Here is a 20,258-nt window from a genome sequence, read left to right as displayed (position 1 = left end):
AATCATGCCAGTAAAAGTTTTAATGGTTTGTTTAGGAAATATTTGCAGATCTCCTTTAGCAGAAGGAATTTTAGCATCAAAATTACCTAAAGACAAATTTATTGTTGATTCTGCAGGAACAGGATCATGGCATATTGGCCACGCTCCAGACAAACGTTCGATTGCTGTCGCCCAAAAAAACGGTTTATGTATTGACGGTCAAAAAGGAAGACAATTTAAAGTTTCTGATTTTGACGAATTCGATTATATCTACGTTATGGACAGTTCTAATTTGCGTGACGTTCTTCATCTTGCTAAAACTCCTGAACATAAAAACAAAGTTCGTCTTATTTTGAACGAATTATTTCCAGACGAAAATGTAGATGTTCCAGATCCTTATTACGGAGTCGCTAACGGATTTGATAATGTTTATCAAATGCTGGACGAAGTTTCTGAAATAATTGCCCAAAAACTTATCGAAAAACATTCATAATTAAATTTGTATTTCAATTGCTATTTATAGAATTGAAATACATTTTTTGTTTTAATTTATAAAATATCTCAAAATGAAACTTCTCGGAAAACTATACTTAATTCCAACCACAATGGGCGAAAGCGATCCGATGGATGTTTTACCACAAACCGTAAGAAGAGCAATAGAACTTATTGACCATTATATCGTTGAAAATGATAAAACAGCCAGAAAATCTATAAAAGCAGTTTATCCAGAAAAAAAACAATCGGAATTGGTACTTTTTACCCTAAATAAAAGAACAGAACCAAGCGAACATTTAGATTTTATAAAACCTTTGTTAGAAGGAAAAAACATGGGATTAATGAGCGAAGCCGGATGTCCTGGCGTTGCTGATCCCGGCGCTGTGATTGTAAAATTGGCACACGAAAAAGGAATTCAGGTCGTGCCTTTAGTTGGTCCTTCTTCTATTCTATTGGCGATGATGGCTTCTGGAATGAACGGTCAGAGCTTTACTTTCAACGGTTATTTACCAATTGATAAAGACGAGAAAAAATCAGCATTGAGACATTTTGAGAAATTATCTCACGATAAAAACCAATCGCAGATTTTTATTGAAACACCTTATAGAAACAATAAATTAGTTGAAGACATTTTACAAATCGTAAATCCTTCGACACATTTATGCATTGCAACTGATATTACGTTACCAACAGAATTTATAAAAACAATGAAAATTTCGGATTGGAAGAAATTAAAAGTAGATTTACATAATCGACCAACGATTTTTATTATTCATAAAATGTAAACTAACTTTAAAACCATCATAATGAAAAAATTTCTTCTGCTAATTTTGATTTGTTTTGCACAAAATATATTTGCTCAAACTCCAAAAACAAAAACTGACGATATCCTCACAGTTGACGAACCTACTGATAAAGCTTACCCAGAAGGCGATGTCCCTAATGATGATTATAGCGTTTACAATACTGCTGGAATAGATATCAAACCTGATTTCCCGGGAGGAATGATTGAATTCAATAAATTTGTTGAGAAGAATTTTAAAATTCCTGCAAGTAATCCAGAATTAAAAGGAAAGGTTTATGTCACTTTTGTCATAGAAAAAGATGGTTCATTAAGCGATATTAGAATATTGAGAGATATTGGTTTCGAAACAGGAAGGGAAGCAATACGTGTTTTAAAAATGTCTCCAAAATGGAGTCCTGGAAAACAAAACAATAAAACTGTTAGAGTTCTTTTTTCTGCACCTATGTATGTAAATAGCTCTCCAAAATAATTACTCACAAGTTTTCCCCTAATCAAACTTTACTATGAGTAAACTCTCAAATGTAACCACAAGCATCTTCACGGTAATGTCAAAAATGGCAGCCGAATACAATGCGATAAATCTTTCGCAGGGATTTCCAAATTTTCCTGTTGATGAAAGATTAACGGATATTGTTGCCCGATTATCAAAGGAAGACGTACACCAATACACGCCAATGGCAGGTTATCCGCTATTGATGAATAAAATTGCAGCATTAACTCAAAGTTCTTATAAGAGAACAATCAAACCAGATTTAGAGCTTTTGGTTACTGCTGGTGCAACGCAGGGAATTTTTACTTCAATTTTAGCTTTGGTAAAAGAAAACGACGAAGTAATTATTCTCGATCCAAGTTATGATTCTTACGAATCTCCGGTTTTACTGTGCAAAGCAAAACCAGTTCGTGTGCCGCTGAACGACGATTATACACCAAACTGGGAAACAATCGAAAAAGCCTGTTCTGCAAAAAGCCGAATGATTATCATCAATAATCCGCATAATCCAACAGGAAAAATATTGAATGAAGCCGATTTTCTTCAGCTTGAAAAAATACTTTCAAAATATCCAGATATCATAGTTTTATCTGATGAAGTCTATGAATACATCACTTTTGAAGAAAAACATATCTCGGCACATACCAAAAGCTTTCTTTTAGATCGTTGTATTATGGTTTCTTCTTTCGGGAAATCATTTCATATTACAGGCTGGAAAATTGGTTACACGATTGCTCCCGAATATTTAATGAAGGAAATCAAAAAAGTACATCAGTTTTTAGTTTTCAGCGTGAACAGTATTTCACAATTTGCGATCAGCGAATATTTAGATGTTGTTGATGCCAATTTACTTGGGAAATTCTATCAGGAAAAAAGAGATTACTTTCAAAAACTCCTTAAAAACAGCAAATTTGAATTAAAACCATGCGAAGGAACTTATTTTCAGGTTGCTTCTTATGCCAATATTTCAGATGAAGATGATGTAACATTCTGCAAAAATCTAATCATCAATCACGGTGTTGCTGCTATTCCTATTTCAACTTTTTACTCCGATCATAAAGATCAAAAATTAATACGTTTTTGCTTTGCCAAAGACGATTTTACTTTAGAATCTGCCGCAAAAAAACTATGTGATATATAAAGTTTATCAAAATTTTATAACAATATTATGCGTGCATCCTATTTTTTTAATTAATATTGTAAAAAAAGAAAAGTATGAGCTATACAGATAAAATGTTACGTGACGACGCTTTAAAAGGAAAAGTCATTGTAGTTACAGGCGGCGGAAGCGGTTTAGGAAAAGCAATGACTAAATATTTTCTTGAATTAGGCGCACAAGTTGCGATAACTTCAAGAGATTTAGAAAAGCTGAAAACTACTGCAGCAGAACTTGAAAGAGAAACTGGCGGAAAATGTTTACCGCTTCAATGTGACGTTCGTCATTATGAAGAAGTAGAAAATATGCTTCAGGAAACTTTAAAAGTTTTTGGAAAAGTAGATGTTCTTTTAAACAACGCAGCCGGAAATTTTATTTCTCCAACTGAACGTTTATCTGCAAATGCATTTGATACTGTTATAGATATCGTACTTAAAGGTTCTAAAAACTGTACGCTTGCTTTTGGAAAACACTGGATTGATACGAAACAAACATCGGCAACGATTTTAAATATTGTAACAACTTATGCCTGGACGGGTTCTGCTTATGTGGTGCCAAGTGCGACTGCAAAAGCAGGAGTTTTAGCCATGACAAGAAGTCTTGCTGTAGAATGGGCAAAATACGGAATTCGTTCTAATGCGATTGCTCCGGGACCATTCCCTACTAAAGGGGCTTGGGACAGATTATTACCAGGAGATCTTTCTGAAAAGTTCGACATGGCAAAAAAAGTGCCTTTGAAACGTGTTGGAGATCATCAGGAATTAGCCAATTTAGCGGCTTATTTAGTGTCTGATTTCTCTGCTTATGTAAATGGTGATGTCATTACGATAGACGGCGGCGAATGGTTAAAAGGTGCCGGACAATTCAATTTATTAGAGGCAATTCCCGAAGAACTTTGGGATCAGCTTGAAATGATGATTAAAGCAAAGAAGAACAAATAATTACAAGTGCTTACTAAATTCAGAATATTTTTTTAAACTATACTGATTGCACCAAATCCCGAAGGTTTTTACTTTCGGGATTTTTTATTTTTTCACCATATAAGTAAAGTTTTTTAACCATATAAGTGATATAAGTTCAGTTAAGTATTGTTTTACTTAAATATTTTGCTGCTTAAATTTACTTATATCACTTATATGGTTAAATTACATTATATGTTTAGCAATTCAGTTAAATTATTATTTTTGCCAAACAAATATCAAACAAAAATTTTATGCTCATTATTGGAATTGCAGGAGGAACAGGAAGTGGAAAAACAACGGTAGTACACCAAATCATGAATGAATTACCAGACACTGAAGTGGGTGTAATTTCTCAGGATTCGTACTATAAACAAACCGATAATTTATCATTTGACGAAAGAGCATTAATTAATTTTGATCATCCGCGTGCAATCGATTTTGAATTATTGGTAAGACATCTTAAAGCTTTAAAAGCGGGAGAAACTATCGATCAGCCAGTTTATTCTTTTATTCAGCATAACAGAACTGATGATACGGTTTCAACACATCCAAGAAAAGTAATGATTGTTGAAGGTATTTTAATTTTGACAAATCCGGAATTGCGTGAACTTTTTGATATCAAAATTTTCGTTCATGCAGATTCTGATGAAAGATTAATTCGTCGTTTAAAAAGAGATATTTCAGAACGCGGACGTGATATCGACGAGGTTTTAAACCGTTATCAAAACACGTTAAAACCTATGCATGAGCAATTTATCGAGCCTTCAAAAGCATTTGCAGATATTATTATCCCAAATGATAAATACAATACGGTAGCAATTGATGTAGTTCGCGCTGTAATTAATCAGAGAATTTCATAATTTTTATCGTAAATTTAAACCATAAAAGTTAGGAGCTGTTTCCCGCTTTCGCCTTTATCTTTTTATGGTATCGTTAAAGAAACGAAACCATAAAAAGGATACCGGCTCAAACGAAGTTCACTGAACACAAATAAAAAATATTAACCAGGTGAAGTAATCGGGGCTAAAAAGACCAATCAAATTCAAAAGAAATAACAGGTTTATAAAAAATGAAAATAAAAAATCCATATAAAGACAAAAAATGGTTCAAATATCTAGGCAATAAATACGTCTGGGTTTTGCTGTTTTTTGTGATCTGGATGTTGTTTTTAGATAATTACTCCTATTTTGATCATCGCTTTTTAGACGGGCAGATTAATGAATTACAAGACAATAAAAAATATTATCAGGAAGAAATAAGGAAAGATCAGGAACAGATCAAACAACTTAAAAATCCTGAACAAATAGAAAAATATGCTCGCGAAAAGTACTTTATGAAAAAAGACAGCGAAGATATTTACATTATCCAGTTTGAAGGAGATACCATTCAAGATAAAGAATAAACACAAAAAACACTAAATGGCCACTAACCTATTCGACGATTTTAATCCGATTTCATCCAAACAATGGAAACAAAAAATTCAGTTTGAATTAGATGGAGCCGATTATAACCAAACCGTAATTTGGAATTCTCCAGAAGATATTCAGGTAAAACCTTTTTATCACAGCGACGAATTTACCAAAAGTGCTGCTGTTCACACTCAGGCTTCAGAATTTAAAATCTGTCAAAACATATTTGTTCATGATGTTGAAAAATCTATCAGCAGAGCAATAAATACGATTGAAAGAGGTGCCGAAAGTTTACGTTTTACGATCCAGAACGAAAATACCGACATTCAAAAATTATTAGAAAATCTTCCTTTAGAAAATAGAACTGTTTATTTTCATTTGAGTTTTCTCTCAATCGATTTCGTAAAAAAACTGGACGCTATTTCTACGCAAAAAAGCGCAACTTTTTATTGCAATCTTGATCCAATTGGACAATTAGCACGCGACGGAAACTGGTTTACAACATCGGATAAAAATAATTTTGAAACGCTTGAAAAAATTTCAAACCAAACCAAACTTCCATTTCTTAGTGTAGATTTAGGTTTGTATCAAAATTCAGGAGCTAATATCACCCAGCAAATTGCCTACAGTTTAGCACATGCTAATGAATATTTAAACCGTTTCTCAACTTCAACAAAACCAATCGTTTTTGAAATAGCTGTTGGAACTAATTACTTTTTTGAAATTGCAAAACTTCGTGCTTTACGAATGCTTTTCAAATTAATTGCTGCAGAATACAATCCTGATTTAGATTGTCATTTTTTAGTTACGCCAACCAAACGAAATAAAACTATTTACGATTATAATGTCAATATGCTTCGTACCACAACCGAATGTATGTCTGCAATTTTAGGCGGAGCCGATGCTGTTGCGAATTTACCTTACGATGCTTTATATCACAAGGACAACGAATTTGGAGATAGAATTGCACGAAATCAGCTTTTAGTTTTAAAACACGAAAGTTATTTTGACAAAGTCGATAATCCTGCCGATGGAAGTTATTACATTGAAAGTTTAACGATGCAATTGGCAGAAAAAAGTTTAAACTTATTTAAAGATATTGAAGCTGACGGAGGTTTCCTTAAACTTTTAAACGACGGAACGATAAAAAAGAAAATTCAGGAAAGTGCCGCTAAAGAACAGGAATTATTCGATTCTAAAAAAGAAGTTTTATTAGGCACTAATAAATATCCAAACAAAGAAGACAGAATGAAACATGATTTAGAATTGTTTCCTTTTGTAAAAATCAAACCCAGAAAAACGTTAATTACACCTATTATAGAAAAAAGATTAGCTGAAAAGCTGGAACAGGAAAGACTTGAGCTTGAGTAAAATTAACTTCAATTAATTGAATATAAGCCTAAATATTATGGAAAAACTTATAAAAATAATATCAGCTGAAAATGGCGAATCTGAAATTCCAAAGTGGCAAATTAATGAGGTAAGAAAAAGAACAGAAAACTATTTAAAGAATCCAAATAATGCGAATGATATTGATGATTTTTTAAAAGAAATTGAAAGTGATTTAAACCTATTTAAATAACAATTTTTACAATTGAGAAAAGACCTTAAACATATAAAGTTAGAAGTTAAAAGTCATGAGTTAAGTGAACAAACTCAAAACTCAAAACTCATAACTCAAAACTTCACCACAGCTGAAGGCATTGAACTTAAAAAAAGCTATTCTGAAAAAGATATAGAGGATTTAGAGTTTCTGGATTTCGGAGCTGGCTTTACGCCCAATTTACGCGGACCTTACGCTACAATGTATGTTCGTCGTCCGTGGACAATTCGCCAATACGCCGGATTTTCGACTGCAGAAGAAAGTAATGCTTTTTACAGACGAAATCTTGCCGCAGGTCAAAAAGGACTTTCCATCGCTTTTGATTTACCAACGCACCGCGGTTACGACTCAGATCATGAAAGAGTTGTTGGCGATGTTGGAAAAGCCGGAGTTGCCATTGATTCTGTTGAAGATATGAAAGTATTATTCGATCAGATTCCGCTTGACGAAATGTCCGTTTCCATGACTATGAATGGAGCTGTTTTACCCATTATGGCATTTTATATTGTGGCTGCCGAAGAGCAAGGTGTTGAATTGAATAAACTTTCAGGAACAATTCAGAATGATATTTTGAAGGAATTCATGGTACGTAATACCTATATTTATCCGCCAACGCCTTCGATGAAAATTATTGCCGATATATTTGAATTTACGAGCAAAAAAATGCCGAAGTTTAATTCTATCTCAATTTCAGGATATCATATGCAGGAAGCCGGAGCAACAGCTGATATTGAATTAGCTTATACTTTAGCAGATGGTTTAGAATATATTCGAACTGGATTATCGACCGGAATGACGATTGATGAATTTGCTCCACGCCTTTCTTTCTTTTGGGCAATTGGAATGAATCATTTTATGGAAATTGCAAAAATGAGAGCCGGCCGAATGATTTGGGCAAAACTATTACAGCAGTTTAATCCGAAAAGCGATAAATCATTAGCATTAAGAACACATTGCCAAACCAGCGGCTGGAGTTTAACAGAACAGGATCCGTTTAACAATGTAGCCAGAACTTGTATTGAAGCTACTGCTGCAGCATTTGGCGGAACACAGTCTTTGCATACCAACGCACTCGATGAAGCAATTGCTTTGCCAACTGATTTTTCGGCGAGAATTGCACGAAATACACAGATTTATTTACAGGAAGAAACGAAAATTACCAAAACCGTTGACCCTTGGGGCGGTAGTTATTATGTGGAATCTTTGACGAATGAGATTTTAGAAAGTACCTGGAAATTAATTGAAGAGGTTGAAGAACTGGGCGGCATGACAAAAGCGATTGAAGCCGGAATTCCGAAACTTCGAATTGAAGAAGCAGCTGCTAGAAAACAAGCCAGAATTGACAGCGGACAGGATATTATTGTTGGTGTAAATAAATTTAGATTAGAAAAAGAAGATCCGCTGCATATTTTAGATGTTGACAACCAAATGGTTCGTAAACAGCAAATTGAACAGCTTGAAGATATTAAAGCAAAAAGAGATACTGAAAAAGTAAATCAATCACTGGAAAAATTAATTCATTGTGCTAAAACCGGAGAAGGAAACTTATTAGAAATTGCCGTTGAAGCTGCCAGAAACAGAGCAACATTAGGCGAAATAAGTGATGCTCTTGAAACTATTTTCGGTAGGTTTAAAGCGCAAATTAAATCATTTAGCGGTGTGTATAGTGCAGCAATAAAAAATGACGAGAATTTTGAAAAAGCAAAACAGTTAGCAGATGCTTTTGCAAAACAAGAAGGACGACGCCCAAGAATTATGATTGCCAAAATGGGACAAGACGGTCATGATCGCGGGGCAAAAGTAGTAGCAACCGGTTATGCCGATGTAGGTTTTGATGTGGATATAGGCCCGTTATTTCAAACTCCGGCAGAAGCAGCAAAACAAGCTGTAGAAAATGATGTTCATATTTTAGGCGTTTCATCGCTTGCTGCGGGACATAAAACATTGGTTCCGCAAGTTATTGAAGAACTTAAAAAACATGATCGCGAAGATATTATGGTAATAGTTGGCGGCGTAATTCCTGCACAGGACTATCAATTTTTATTTGATGCAGGCGCTGCAGCCGTATTTGGACCCGGAACTAAAATAAGTGAAGCGGCTATTAAAATTTTAGAAATCTTAATTGACTAAAAATATTCAAAAAAAAATCCCGAATTATCATTCGGGATTTTTTTTAGTTTTTAATCATTTATTGTCGCATTACTGTCTGCTTCAATAAAAGAAAGGTCATAGCCGGCAAAATCTCGCATATAACTTTTTAAAGAAGTTCCGAAAGCATCTCTAAAATGCCTGTTTCCCCCATGTTTAAAAAAGTTTTTTACTGATCCTGCACCTCCTAGATGTGCAGCTGCTAAAATACCAGATTCTGTAATTTCAACACCATTAATAACTTTTCCTTCGTACTTTTCGATTTCATTACGTAAAATCCATTTGTTTTTGGATAATAACGCAACAAAAGCTTTTTCTTGTAATGCCGGATCTGTTAAGAAGTCTTTTTCATTTCTGACTCCGATGGCGCGTAATGCTTTTGAACCAAATTGGTATTTTCCCATGTAACCCAGTGAATTTACCATTCGGTATTTTCCCTGAGATTCTTTGAAAGCTACTGCTTCTTTAAAACCGATAAGATGATTTCCAGTGTATGGGACGTTTAGATTTACTTTAGGATAATCATCCTTTTCTAAAGATGGAAAAATGTATTCTGATCCATCTGTTTTTTCTGTTAGAAACCACGGTTTGGTTTCGACACTAAAGGGTTTAAAACCCAAACTCAAAAATGTAATAATAACGATTAAACTCGCATAAAAATACCACTTCTTTATCATAAATTGTTTTTCTTCAAAACGCTGTCACCTTTTTGAAATTTCTACGGTGCAAAGGTAATGAAAAACAAAAAAATCTGATATTCAGTAGTTTAACAGAAATTAAAAATAGAGCGCATGTGCTTTAAAGCCTTTATTGGCGGAGTATTCGAGAGTTGGCGCCGGAATTTTTATCGTATTAAAAACAGAAAAAATAGTTTTCAAAAAATGCGATTTTGTGTCAATTTTAGCTAAATTCACATCAAATGAAAGAAAAAACTGACGGTATCTTTCTGGGTTTTCGACCGAAATTGGAATATCGTCGTGAACATTTCCGGAAATCATCCCTTCGGCTCCATATCCAAAAGCAACATTCAGCCACTTTGGAATTTTACTCTCTTTTGCAAAAGAATGAACATTGACAGAAAGCCAATAAGTTTGTCCGTTATAATCTTTTAAAATCTGCTCATTTAATGATTTCCCTAAAAGATTAGGCCGCATACTCGCATATTGCGTTGTATGAAATGAAAATTTTGGAATGATACGCTGTTCTTTCCACAATAATTCTTGGGAAACATACAAACCTGTTCCGGTAGCATTCGCAATAATATCGCCCGGAGAAGCTCCCCATTCTGATGAATATCCGTCTAAAACTTCAACCGCAGTTAAAAAGGCAAAACCCAAACCTGCACCGTATATCAATTGCTTTTTTTGATCTGCACCACTCCAGTTCAGCATTTCAGCACCAAATCTTCCTAAATGATAAGCAGAATACATATGTCCCACTTTATCCATTTGAAGCCATTCATTGTTATCATTTATAAAATGAAACTTTGATCTTGGATAATCGGCATACCAAATTTGATTTAAACCCAATAAAGTAGCCGAAGCCAAAGCGGTTTCAGTTACTATTACTGTGTTTTGTCTTTTTTTATTTAAGGTATCAGAAGGAGTTAAAAAGCTTTCAATCTTACTTTGAGAAAAAGATTGAAAGCTTAATATAAATAAAACCGATAATAAAAGGTATTCTTTTAAATTCAAAACTATCTTGTTACGCCTTGACTAGCAATCCAGTCTGAATATTTTTTTGCATTTTTTGTGTGCTCTGCATAATTTGAAGCAAATTCATGGTAGCCAAAACGATCAACGCTTGCACAAAAATAAATGTAATCGTTTTTCTCCGGATTTAAAACCGCTTCAAGTGCCGTAATATCTGCCATAGCAATTGGTCCGGGAGGAAGACCAATATTAACGTAAGTATTATATGGCGATTTCATAACCAAATCATTATAAAAAACTCGTTTTATAACCTGATCAAAATTATTGTCTCTTAATTTTAAAGCATAAATAACGGTTGGATCTGCTTGTAATGGCATTTCTAAACGCAAGCGGTTTAAGTAAACACCTGCAATACGAGGTCTTTCGTCTTTTTTAACTGATTCTTTGTGAACAATAGAAGCCAAAATAGAAACCTGAACCGGAGTTAGACCTTGTTTTTTTGCTTCTTCAATTCTTTTATCTGTCCAAAAATTATGATATTCCTTGATCATTTTATCACGGAATTTTTCTGCAGATGTGTTCCAATATACTTCGTATGTATTTGGAATAAACATAGCGAAAACATTTTCTTCATTAAATCCGTTGTCTGATAAAAATTTAGGATCTCTAAAAGCTTTCAATAAAGATAAACTGTCTGCTTCAATTTCAGAACCAACTCTTCCTGCAAAGTTCTCCAGACGCTCCTGATTGTTAAAAGCTAATTTAACCGGAACATTTGAACGCATTGCACGAACTAAATCAATGTTATTCATATCTTTTTTCAAAAGAAAACGTCCTGATTTTACATTTTCAGGATAACTTCTTTTACTGGCAACCAGTTCAAAATTGTCAAAGTTTTTGATATATGGTTCTAATATTTTTTTTACATCAGTATAATTTGCCCCGGTTGGAACGTGAACGTAAACTTCTTTTTCTTCAAATTTTGTATTGGCACTAAAAATTTGGCTGATTAAAATAAAACCGTAAATCAGTAGGACAGAAATTACGGCTACGGCAGCTAGAGTGATTATTTTTTTTAATTTCAAAGCTATTAGTTTAAATGTTTTTATTGATTAACTGAAAGATTGCTTCGTCTTGATAGTGGTTATTTAGCAAAATCCAGTCTTTTTTAATTCCTATTTTCTCAAAACCAAATTTAGTAAAAAGAGCTATACTTGCTTCATTATTTGTACTAATATTTGCGTAAAGCTGATGCAGATTTAAATTAAAAAAAGAATATTTAATTAGAAGTTCTAATGCCTCAGAACCAATATTTTGTCTTCTGTTTTTATTTTTTTGAATGACAATACCAACTCCTGCCCTGTTATTTCTTGGATCAAATTCAAATAAATCGATCAATCCAATCGCCGGAAAATCTTCGTCCTGACAAATTGCCAAGCGTAATTGTTTGGCTTCATAAATATCCTGTTGTGCATTTTCAAGATATTGACGAATCAAAAACCGACTATATGGCGTATTGGTATTGCTGACTTCCCAAATGCTTTGATCATTTTCCATCGAATGCACAAACCCTAAATCTTCAGGTTCAAGTGCACGCAGATAAATGGTTTCGCCTTTGAGTGTGATCATTTTAGATTGCAGATTTTAGATTTTTGATTTTAGATTGCTGATTGTCAATTTCGGATTTGGAATTTGTTTTTTTAAAATTTGGAATTTTAAATTTCTATAGTTCCTTTGAAAACAAATTTCGCTGGGCCGGTTAGAAAAACATTGGTGAAATGATCTCCTAATTTATCGAAGGAAACAACTAATTTCCCTCCTTCAACATTTAAGTTGATTGAAGTTTTATCTGTTTGTCCTATTGCATTCATAGCGATTGCAACTGCTGTTGCTCCGGTTCCGCAGGCTAAAGTTTCGTCTTCCACTCCTCTTTCATAAGTTCGAAGAGAGAAAGTATCATTATCAACTTTTTTTACGAAATTAACATTGCTTCCTTTTTCTCCGTATAAATCTCCGTAACGAATGGCTGCTCCGTTTTCTTTTACATTATAATGTTCTAAATCGTCAACAATCTGCACGTGATGCGGAGATCCGGTATCTAAAAAAGTATAAGAGTCATTTTTTTGCACTTTATCAACATCAATCATTTGAAGCGAAACAATTGCATCATTTCCTACTGATGCATGGTGTAAACCATCTGTAGCAATAAAAGTAGTTTTATTGTCGATAACTCCTAACTGATTTGCAAAAGCTACCAGACAGCGTCCGCCATTGCCACACATTGAACTTTGGTTTCCGTCTGAATTATAGTAAACCATTCTAAAGTCAGTTTCAGAGTCATTTTCTAACAAAATTAGGCCGTCAGCTCCAATTCCGAAACGTCTGTCGCACAAGCGTTCAATCAACTTTACATCTTCTTTTGGGAAGAAATTAGATCTGTTGTCGATCATTACAAAATCGTTGCCTGTACCTTGATATTTATAAAATTCTACTTGCATTTTTTATTCATTAAGAAATACAAAAGTACGAAGAATCTATGAAGATTAATTAATGAAATGTTAATCAATGTTAAAGAGAGTTAAACCATTTTTTCAAATAATTTTTTGGCATAATTTTACGTTATAAATGTTAAAAACAAATCCCTAAATAACTCAAAAACATAAATGCAATATGAAAAGATTTTCAACCTTATTTTTAGTTTCACTACTAAGCGGAGCTACTACGCTTGGTGCTTATAAGTTATTATTTGACGGCAGTGATTCTTTTTTTGGAAAAGGAAACTCTGTTGTTACCCTGGCTCCTAATTCATACGGAAGAACCGTTGGATTACCCGGAGAAGCAGTTGATTTTACTGAAGCTGCAGATAAAACAATTCACACGGTTGTTCACGTAAAAAATGTTTCGAGAAGAACAGTCAGTAACCCTATGATGGAATTTTTCTACGGTTATGGCGGACAACAGCAGCAAGAACAAGTAGGAACCGGATCTGGTGTTATTATTTCTGAAGATGGATATATCGTGACAAACAATCACGTTATTAAAGATGCATCTGAAATTGAAATTACTTTGAACAATAAAAAATCGTACAAAGCAAAATTAGTTGGTACAGATTCTAAAATGGACATCGCATTATTAAAAATAAGTGCTGATGAAAAATTACCTTATACTGCTTTTGCAAACTCTGATTCTGTAAAAATTGGAGAATGGGTTTTGGCAGTTGGTAATCCATACAATTTAACTTCGACTGTTACTGCCGGAATTGTTTCGGCGAAAGCCAGAAATTTAGACCAAAGCGGTATTCAATCTTTCATTCAAACTGATGCGGCTGTAAATCCGGGGAATTCTGGTGGTGCATTAGTTAATACAAGAGGTGAATTAATTGGAATTAATACTATGATTTCATCTATGACAGGATCGTATGTTGGATATTCTTTTGCCGTTCCGTCAAATATCGCTCGAAAAATTATTGAGGATATTATGGAATATGGAAATGTTCAAAGAGGAATCCTGGGTGTTGAAGGCGGTGAATTAAACAGTACAGCTTCAAAAGAATTAGGAATTACTGAAACGCAAGGTTTCTATATTAATAAAGTTTCTAAAAATTCTGGTGCCGAAAAAGCAGGTCTTACTAAAGGTGATATTATTGTAAAACTGGACGAGCAAAACATTTCGACTTTTGCTGATCTTTCAGGTTACATCAATACAAAACGCCCAAATGACGTTGTAAAAGTAACTTATATTAAAGATGGAAAAACTAAAACTGTTCCAGTTACTTTAAGCAAAAACGAATTTTTCAGTACTGAATTTAAAGGAATAGAATTAGAAAATATTGATGCTGCTGATAAAAAGAAATTCAAAATTGATTATGGTGTAAAAATCAAAAACATCACCAATGAGAATTTAATGCAGTATCAAAATGAATTACAGGGAAATATTATTTTGAGCATCGATAACGTAAAAGCAACAAATGTTGAAACTGTTTCTAAACTTTTAAATAAAAAAGACGAAGGACAAAGTATACGTATCGAAATGATCAATAAAAACGGAGAAATATTTAGAATTATTATTTAGTGTCGGTTTACAGTCACAGTATTCAGTTCTTTAAAACTGTAAACTGAGACTGCGACTGAAAACTTTAAAAAAAGCCATCTTAAGAAATTAAGGTGGCTTTTTTATTTTGAAAAATAAATCCTAAAATAGTTTACGAAATCGATTGAAATAGATACTTTTGCGCAAAATTATAAAATAAGTGAGTGTTTTATTATTTCAATTTAATCAATTATGAGCAAAAATTCTTTGTACCAAAAAGAGGTATCATTACAAGTCGACCGAAGAAGAGCTGGTGTCGAATTAATTAAAGTGATAAGTGATTTGTGGTATGACAAATCCATAGAAATGGTTTTATTTAAAAACCAATTATTGGATAAAAATGTCAGCGATATTATCAATCTTCATCAATATGCCGGTGAATTTGTGGGGAAACCTATCACCATTTTCGATTCAGTCGAAATCGCAAAAGTTGTTTTGTCTTTAGATCTTCCGCCTGCGAAAATAGATCTTGGAAAATTAACTTACGAATATCATTTAGAAGATGAGAAATATCCGGACGCAAGATATTTTGTGATTGAAAAATTAAAAAAATCAAAATCTTCACAAGAAATTCAGCCCAAAGATGTTGTTCTTTATGGTTTTGGAAGAATTGGACGTTTATTAGCCAGAGAATTAATGTCTAAAACCGGAAAAGGAAATCAATTGCGTTTGAGAGCGATTGTGACACGAGATAAAAATGATGCTGTAACTTTAGAGAAACGTGCATCTTTATTGCGTTATGATTCTATTCACGGAGATTTTCAAGGTTCTGTAATTGCTGATGCTAAAAATAATGCACTAATAATTAATGGAACTACTGTTCATATTATTTCAGCAAATTCTCCAGAAGAAATTGATTATACCGAATATGAAATTAATGATGCTTTGGTAATTGATAATACGGGAGCCTTTACAACCGAAGAAGCCTTAAAAAGACATTTAACATCAAATGGGGTTCATAAAGTTTTATTGACTGCTCCGGGAAAAGGTGTTCCAAATATTGTGCACGGAGTAAATCATAATGATTATAATCCAGATGAAAATAATATTTTCTCTGCGGCATCCTGCACAACAAATGCTATTACGCCGGTTTTAAAAGTTATTGAAGATACTTTAGGTGTTGTAAAAGGACATTTAGAAACTATTCATTCTTATACCAACGATCAGAATTTGGTTGATAATATGCATAGAAAATACCGTCGCGGAAGAGCTGCTGCTTTAAATATGGTTATTACTGAAACTGGTGCAGGAAATGCTGTTTCAAAAGCTTTGCCCTCTTTAGAAGGGAAATTAACTTCAAATGCTATTCGGGTTCCTGTTCCTAACGGTTCTTTGGTAGTTTTAAATTTAGAGGTTAAAAAAGCAACGTCGATTACGGCCATCAATAAAATCATGAAAAAATATGCTCTTGAAGGAGAACTCGTAGAGCAAATTAAATATTCACTGAATAATGAATTGGTTTCATCTGATATTGTGGGAACTTCTGCTCCTTCAATTTATGACAGTAATGCAACTATTGTTTCAAAGGACGGGAAGAACATTGTACTCTATATTTGGTACGATAATGAATACGGTTATAGTCATCAAGTTATTCGTCTTGCAAAATATATTGCCAAGGTAAGACGTTATACTTATTATTAATTCAATCTAACTACTTACTTAAACCATCAAGTTTACTTGGTGGTTTTTGTTTTTTATTAAATAGGTAAGACAGTTGTACTTTTTACTTCTGATATAACAAAGACGGTATTTATAAGTGAAACTTCTGGCAGCACAGATAATTTTTTTTGATGAAAGTGATGATAGCTTTCCATATCCGGAATTATAATTTTAAGCATATAATCAAAGTTTCCCGAAACGTAATTACACTCTACAACCTCAGGCAAATTTAAAATGGACTGATTAAATCCTTCAGAGGTATCATAAGTCTGTTTAGTAAGCGTAACCTGGCAGTAAACGGTTAAATTATTTCCGAGTTTTTTCTTGTCTAAAATAGTAACGTATTTTTCTATAATCCCATCTTTTTCAAGACGTTTCACCCGATCGTGAACCGGAGTTAAAGACAAATTTATTTTGTTTGCGATGTCTTTTAAAGTATAGTGCGCATCTTCCTGTAAAAGACGTAAGATTTTTTTGTCAATTTCATCTAAAGCCATAACGAAAACGTTTTATTAGAGTAGTATTTTTTAGTTTTTTTTTCTTTTTGAAGAATAAATTACGGGTCAAAACAGAATAATTTTCTGTAAAAGTAAAAAATAAAATAATATTTTCTTATTTATTAATCGGTAAACCATAATTTATTCTCTCTCTGTAGCTTTGTAAAACAAATTCAATAAAAAACAAAAAAATATATCAAATGATAATAGGTGTTCCAAAAGAAATAAAAAACAACGAGAACAGAGTTGCTTTAACTCCTGCTGGTGTTTCTGAAATGAAAAAGCATGGACATACAGTTTATGTACAAGCTACTGCTGGTTTAGGTAGTGGTTTTGCGGATGAAGAATATGCGCAGGCTGGTGCTGTAGTTTTACCAACTATTGAAGAAGTTTATGCAATTGCAGAAATGATCATCAAAGTTAAAGAACCAATTGCATCTGAATACCCATTAATCAAAAAAGATCAATTATTATTTACCTATTTCCACTTTGCTTCATCAGAGCCATTAACTCATGCAATGCTTGAAAAAGGTGCAGTTTGTTTAGCTTATGAAACCGTTGAAAAAACAGACCGCAGCTTACCATTATTAGTTCCAATGTCTGAAGTTGCAGGTCGTATGGCTATTCAACAAGGAGCAAAATACCTTGAAAAACCATTAAAAGGAAGAGGAATTCTTTTAGGTGGTGTCCCAGGTGTTCCACCAGCAAAAGTATTAGTTTTAGGTGGAGGAATTGTTGGAACTCAAGCAGCAAAAATGGCTGCTGGTTTAGGAGCACAGGTTACTATTATGGATTTAAGTTTGCCACGTTTACGTCAATTAGATGACATTATGCCAGCAAACGTTAATACAGAAATGTCTAACCATTATAATATTACCAGAGCAATTAAAGATGCTGACTTAATTGTTGGTGCAGTTTTAATTCCAGGAGCAAAAGCACCTCACTTAATTACACGTGATATGCTTAAATTAATGCGTCCGGGAACTGTTGTAGTTGACGTTGCTGTTGACCAAGGTGGATGTATTGAAACTTGTACTCCTACAACTCACGAAAATCCAACTTTTATTATTGACGATATCGTACACTATTGTGTAGCTAATATGCCAGGAGCTGTTCCTTATACATCTACTTTAGCTTTGACAAATGCTACTTTGCCTTATGCAGTACAATTAGCAAACAAAGGATGGGAAAAAGCTTGTGCAGAAAACGAAGAATTGAAAAAAGGTTTAAATATTGCTAACGGAAAAATCCTTTACAAAGGAGTTGCTGAAGCATGGAACCTTCCTTTTAATGAAGAATTAGTATTGGCAAACGCATAGTGCCAATATTAAATAAGTGCTTACTAAGCAATAAAGTAAAAGGCTTTTCGTAATGAAAAGCCTTTTTTATGCCATAAAAAAACCTGTCTTTCCAGACAGGTTTTTATTTTTTATACTTTATTTCTTTTCATCTAAAACTTCCTGCAATACTTTTGCTTCAGTTCCATTAGGGAAAGTAACTTTAATTTTTTGTGCAATTGTTGGCGCTATCTCCGTAATTGCTTTTTTATCGTAAGATTCTCCTTTTTTAATATGCCATCCATAAAAAATGGCTGGTACATGAGTATCATAACTGTATATTGTACCATGTGAAGTTCCGGTAGTTGCATATTCGATATCTCCAGGCTTGTCAACAATAACAAGATCTCCATTTTGAGTTACGTCGTAACCTTTTGCTACAAAATTCAGAGAATATTCGTTTCCGGCATTGGCTAAAATTTCTTCTTCAGTATATACTTTTTTAACTTGTGGCTGAGAAATTAAAAACTCTTTAAAAGCTTGTTTAACTTTTGCTAATTCTAATCCTTTTTCTTTTATAATTTGTCTATTGAAGAAAACATTGAAATTTGAGTAGTTTAAAATTAAATCAACTCCGAAAGTTTGTGTTGAGAAGTCCTGCATACTTTTCTTAACATCTTTTGAAGGATAATTGTCTACATTATACTTTAGGTCTTTTAAGTAAATTACATTCTCAGCACCTGCATGGTCTGCAGTTAAGAAAAGTAAATAGTTTCCTTTTCCAACTGTTTTATCCAAATAAGCTAAAAAATCAGCAATCGTTTGATCTAATCTTAAATAAGTATCCTGAAGTTCCATAGATCTTGGCCCAAGCAAATGACCAACATAATCTGTAGAAGAAAAGCTAACTGTTAAGAAGTCTGTAATATTATCTTTTCCAAGATTTTCTTTTTCGATCGCTCTTTTAGCAAAATCAGCAAGTAAATCGTTTCCATATGGAGTTGCACGAATTACTCCTGCGTCATTTTTCTCATACATTGATTTTAAATCATACGGAAAAACTGGAGCTGCACTTCCATATAATTTACCTTCATAAGGATTATTGTCAGGAAGACTTTCATTGTATACAGAAGCTGGTTTGTATAAATCCCAACCTTTATTAATGTATTTTAGGTAATTTTTTTCGTTATTGAATTCTAACACCCATTCTGGTAATTTTTCTCCGTAAAAAGTACTAGAAATAAACGATCCGGTTTTACTGTACCAAAATGCCCAATTTGCAAAATGTCCAGCAGGAAGAATTGCACCACGGTCTTTAAGACTCATTCCGATAACTTTCCCATTAAAATTGGTAGCCATACGAACTTCGTCAGTAATTGTAGTACTTTGAAGATTTTTAGGAGACATTGCACCTTCTTCCGCAGTTCCGTCTCCAACAGTTTTTACACCAGCATCGTCTGTACAGTACATATCTTTACCAAGAGTTCTGCTAAACCATTCGTTACCAACAATTCCGTGTGTAGCAGGTGTTGTGCCAGTATATATAGAAGCGTGTCCTGGCGCAGTGTAAGTTGGCATATAATTATAATGCATATTCTGGAAAACAAATCCATCATTCATTAATCTCTTAAAACCATTTGGGGAAAAATCATCTGAAAATCGATATAAATATTCCATTTTCATTTGATCAACTACAATACCTACAACTAATTTGGGACGTTGTTGCGCACTTAAATTTGTAATAACAAACAGTGTCAACAGTAAAATACTTTTCTTCATGTTTAATAAATAATTTATACACAAAAATACTCAATCCTATTTAAAACTTCTAAAGTATGAATGATGAAAAACAAACAATTGACTATAATTTAACAGTTTAGTTTTGTAATCTAAGCCACATTTAGGAAACATCTACAAAACAAAAAACCCTATCCGGATTGGATAGGGTTTTTCAAAAGAAAGGCGACGACATACTCTCCCACAATACTGCAGTACCATCTGCGCAGGCGGGCTTAACTACTCTGTTCGGGATGGGAA

20 protein-coding genes and 1 rRNA gene are annotated in these 20,258 nt (G+C 33.5%); 13 read left to right on the top strand and 8 right to left on the bottom strand.

What is annotated here, in order from left to right; genetic code table 11:
* Positions 1–4: 4 nt before the first annotated feature.
* The 10 genes from FLAPXU55_RS17245 (at position 5) to scpA (ending at position 9,029) form a co-directional block, all read left to right on the top strand.
* On the top strand, positions 5–472 hold the full coding sequence (locus FLAPXU55_RS17245) for a low molecular weight protein-tyrosine-phosphatase (RefSeq protein WP_180859734.1): 468 nt from the start codon (positions 5–7) through the stop codon (positions 470–472).
* Between the two features lie 73 nt (positions 473–545).
* The gene (locus tag FLAPXU55_RS17240) at positions 546–1,259 is read left to right on the top strand and encodes an SAM-dependent methyltransferase (protein WP_180859732.1); all 714 of its coding nucleotides are present in this window, start codon (positions 546–548) and stop codon (positions 1,257–1,259) included.
* A gap of 21 nt (positions 1,260–1,280) precedes the next feature.
* On the top strand, positions 1,281–1,748 hold the full coding sequence (locus FLAPXU55_RS17235; RefSeq protein ID WP_180859730.1) for an energy transducer TonB: 468 nt from the start codon (positions 1,281–1,283) through the stop codon (positions 1,746–1,748).
* Between the two features lie 34 nt (positions 1,749–1,782).
* On the top strand, positions 1,783–2,910 hold the full coding sequence (locus FLAPXU55_RS17230; RefSeq protein ID WP_180859727.1) for a methionine aminotransferase: 1,128 nt from the start codon (positions 1,783–1,785) through the stop codon (positions 2,908–2,910).
* Between the two features lie 74 nt (positions 2,911–2,984).
* Positions 2,985–3,866, top strand: a complete 882-nt coding sequence (locus FLAPXU55_RS17225; RefSeq protein ID WP_180859725.1) for an SDR family oxidoreductase — start codon at positions 2,985–2,987, stop codon at positions 3,864–3,866.
* A gap of 272 nt (positions 3,867–4,138) precedes the next feature.
* Positions 4,139–4,747 (top strand): uridine kinase, encoded by a 609-nt coding sequence (gene udk / locus FLAPXU55_RS17220; protein WP_053474061.1) that lies wholly within the window; start codon positions 4,139–4,141, stop codon positions 4,745–4,747.
* Positions 4,748–4,956: 209 nt separating this feature from the next.
* Positions 4,957–5,289, top strand: a complete 333-nt coding sequence (locus tag FLAPXU55_RS17215; RefSeq protein ID WP_180859723.1) for an FtsB family cell division protein — start codon at positions 4,957–4,959, stop codon at positions 5,287–5,289.
* A gap of 16 nt (positions 5,290–5,305) precedes the next feature.
* Entirely contained in the window at positions 5,306–6,667 is a 1,362-nt protein-coding gene (locus FLAPXU55_RS17210; RefSeq protein WP_180859721.1) for a methylmalonyl-CoA mutase subunit beta, read from the top strand.
* Between the two features lie 37 nt (positions 6,668–6,704).
* Positions 6,705–6,878, top strand: a complete 174-nt coding sequence (locus tag FLAPXU55_RS17205) for a hypothetical protein (protein WP_180859719.1) — start codon at positions 6,705–6,707, stop codon at positions 6,876–6,878.
* Positions 6,879–6,890: 12 nt separating this feature from the next.
* Positions 6,891–9,029, top strand: a complete 2,139-nt coding sequence (scpA, locus tag FLAPXU55_RS17200; protein WP_180859716.1) for a methylmalonyl-CoA mutase — start codon at positions 6,891–6,893, stop codon at positions 9,027–9,029.
* A 50-nt stretch (positions 9,030–9,079) separates the two neighbouring features.
* Here scpA and FLAPXU55_RS17195 read toward each other — a convergent pair whose 3' ends face one another.
* From FLAPXU55_RS17195 to dapF, 5 genes are all read right to left on the bottom strand, one after another.
* Positions 9,080–9,724 (bottom strand): hypothetical protein, encoded by a 645-nt coding sequence (locus tag FLAPXU55_RS17195; RefSeq protein WP_053474066.1) that lies wholly within the window; start codon positions 9,722–9,724, stop codon positions 9,080–9,082.
* Positions 9,725–9,823: 99 nt separating this feature from the next.
* Positions 9,824–10,741, bottom strand: coding sequence for a DUF2279 domain-containing protein (locus FLAPXU55_RS17190; RefSeq protein WP_180859714.1), 918 nt, complete (start codon positions 10,739–10,741; stop codon positions 9,824–9,826).
* 2 nt (positions 10,742–10,743) lie between these two features.
* The gene (gene mltG / locus FLAPXU55_RS17185; RefSeq protein ID WP_180859713.1) at positions 10,744–11,784 is read right to left on the bottom strand and encodes an endolytic transglycosylase MltG; all 1,041 of its coding nucleotides are present in this window, start codon (positions 11,782–11,784) and stop codon (positions 10,744–10,746) included.
* A 10-nt stretch (positions 11,785–11,794) separates the two neighbouring features.
* Positions 11,795–12,328, bottom strand: coding sequence for a GNAT family N-acetyltransferase (locus FLAPXU55_RS17180; RefSeq protein WP_073484255.1), 534 nt, complete (start codon positions 12,326–12,328; stop codon positions 11,795–11,797).
* A gap of 86 nt (positions 12,329–12,414) precedes the next feature.
* Complete coding sequence (gene dapF / locus FLAPXU55_RS17175; RefSeq protein WP_180859711.1) at positions 12,415–13,197, bottom strand: diaminopimelate epimerase; 783 nt, start codon at positions 13,195–13,197, stop codon at positions 12,415–12,417.
* Between the two features lie 172 nt (positions 13,198–13,369).
* On the opposite strand from dapF, the gene FLAPXU55_RS17170 reads away from it, so the two are divergent.
* Both FLAPXU55_RS17170 and FLAPXU55_RS17165 read left to right on the top strand, forming a co-directional pair.
* A complete protein-coding gene (locus tag FLAPXU55_RS17170) occupies positions 13,370–14,770 on the top strand; it encodes a trypsin-like peptidase domain-containing protein (RefSeq protein ID WP_180859709.1) in 1,401 nt (466 codons plus the stop codon).
* Positions 14,771–14,980: 210 nt separating this feature from the next.
* Entirely contained in the window at positions 14,981–16,429 is a 1,449-nt protein-coding gene (locus tag FLAPXU55_RS17165) for a glyceraldehyde-3-phosphate dehydrogenase (RefSeq protein ID WP_180859707.1), read from the top strand.
* Positions 16,430–16,485: 56 nt separating this feature from the next.
* Here FLAPXU55_RS17165 and FLAPXU55_RS17160 read toward each other — a convergent pair whose 3' ends face one another.
* Complete coding sequence (locus FLAPXU55_RS17160; protein WP_053474073.1) at positions 16,486–16,944, bottom strand: Lrp/AsnC family transcriptional regulator; 459 nt, start codon at positions 16,942–16,944, stop codon at positions 16,486–16,488.
* A gap of 200 nt (positions 16,945–17,144) precedes the next feature.
* Here FLAPXU55_RS17160 and ald point away from each other — a divergent pair, with 200 nt between their 5' ends.
* The gene (gene ald / locus FLAPXU55_RS17155) at positions 17,145–18,263 is read left to right on the top strand and encodes an alanine dehydrogenase (protein ID WP_053474074.1); all 1,119 of its coding nucleotides are present in this window, start codon (positions 17,145–17,147) and stop codon (positions 18,261–18,263) included.
* A 117-nt stretch (positions 18,264–18,380) separates the two neighbouring features.
* On the opposite strand, the gene pafA is transcribed toward ald, so the two are convergent.
* Positions 18,381–20,000, bottom strand: a complete 1,620-nt coding sequence (gene pafA, locus FLAPXU55_RS17150; protein WP_180859705.1) for an alkaline phosphatase PafA — start codon at positions 19,998–20,000, stop codon at positions 18,381–18,383.
* A gap of 178 nt (positions 20,001–20,178) precedes the next feature.
* Positions 20,179–20,258: ribosomal RNA gene (rrf, locus tag FLAPXU55_RS17145) — 5S ribosomal RNA — on the bottom strand; the annotation flags it as partial.

Source organism: Flavobacterium panici, assembly GCF_903819335.1.
Taxonomy (GTDB): Bacteria; Bacteroidota; Bacteroidia; order Flavobacteriales; family Flavobacteriaceae; genus Flavobacterium; species Flavobacterium panici.
The sequence above is the reverse complement of the archived record's forward strand: the minus strand, read 5'-3'. Positions and strand labels throughout refer to the sequence as shown.

What these genes read in the sequence shown, in the direction of transcription:
- FLAPXU55_RS17170 (WP_180859709.1), top strand. Translation starts at nt 13,370, where the DNA reads ATGAAAAGATTTTCAACCTTATTTTTAGTTTCACTACTAAGCGGAGCT.
- FLAPXU55_RS17235 (WP_180859730.1), top strand. Translation starts at nt 1,281, where the DNA reads ATGAAAAAATTTCTTCTGCTAATTTTGATTTGTTTTGCACAAAATATA.
- FLAPXU55_RS17165 (WP_180859707.1), top strand. Translation starts at nt 14,981, where the DNA reads ATGAGCAAAAATTCTTTGTACCAAAAAGAGGTATCATTACAAGTCGAC.
- dapF (WP_180859711.1), bottom strand. Translation starts at nt 13,197, where the DNA reads ATGCAAGTAGAATTTTATAAATATCAAGGTACAGGCAACGATTTTGTA.
- FLAPXU55_RS17210 (WP_180859721.1), top strand. Translation starts at nt 5,306, where the DNA reads ATGGCCACTAACCTATTCGACGATTTTAATCCGATTTCATCCAAACAA.
- ald (WP_053474074.1), top strand. Translation starts at nt 17,145, where the DNA reads ATGATAATAGGTGTTCCAAAAGAAATAAAAAACAACGAGAACAGAGTT.
- pafA (WP_180859705.1), bottom strand. Translation starts at nt 20,000, where the DNA reads ATGAAGAAAAGTATTTTACTGTTGACACTGTTTGTTATTACAAATTTA.
- FLAPXU55_RS17240 (WP_180859732.1), top strand. Translation starts at nt 546, where the DNA reads ATGAAACTTCTCGGAAAACTATACTTAATTCCAACCACAATGGGCGAA.
- FLAPXU55_RS17195 (WP_053474066.1), bottom strand. Translation starts at nt 9,724, where the DNA reads ATGATAAAGAAGTGGTATTTTTATGCGAGTTTAATCGTTATTATTACA.
- FLAPXU55_RS17225 (WP_180859725.1), top strand. Translation starts at nt 2,985, where the DNA reads ATGAGCTATACAGATAAAATGTTACGTGACGACGCTTTAAAAGGAAAA.
- FLAPXU55_RS17180 (WP_073484255.1), bottom strand. Translation starts at nt 12,328, where the DNA reads ATGATCACACTCAAAGGCGAAACCATTTATCTGCGTGCACTTGAACCT.
- FLAPXU55_RS17245 (WP_180859734.1), top strand. Translation starts at nt 5, where the DNA reads ATGCCAGTAAAAGTTTTAATGGTTTGTTTAGGAAATATTTGCAGATCT.
- FLAPXU55_RS17205 (WP_180859719.1), top strand. Translation starts at nt 6,705, where the DNA reads ATGGAAAAACTTATAAAAATAATATCAGCTGAAAATGGCGAATCTGAA.
- FLAPXU55_RS17160 (WP_053474073.1), bottom strand. Translation starts at nt 16,944, where the DNA reads ATGGCTTTAGATGAAATTGACAAAAAAATCTTACGTCTTTTACAGGAA.
- udk (WP_053474061.1), top strand. Translation starts at nt 4,139, where the DNA reads ATGCTCATTATTGGAATTGCAGGAGGAACAGGAAGTGGAAAAACAACG.
- FLAPXU55_RS17215 (WP_180859723.1), top strand. Translation starts at nt 4,957, where the DNA reads ATGAAAATAAAAAATCCATATAAAGACAAAAAATGGTTCAAATATCTA.
- FLAPXU55_RS17230 (WP_180859727.1), top strand. Translation starts at nt 1,783, where the DNA reads ATGAGTAAACTCTCAAATGTAACCACAAGCATCTTCACGGTAATGTCA.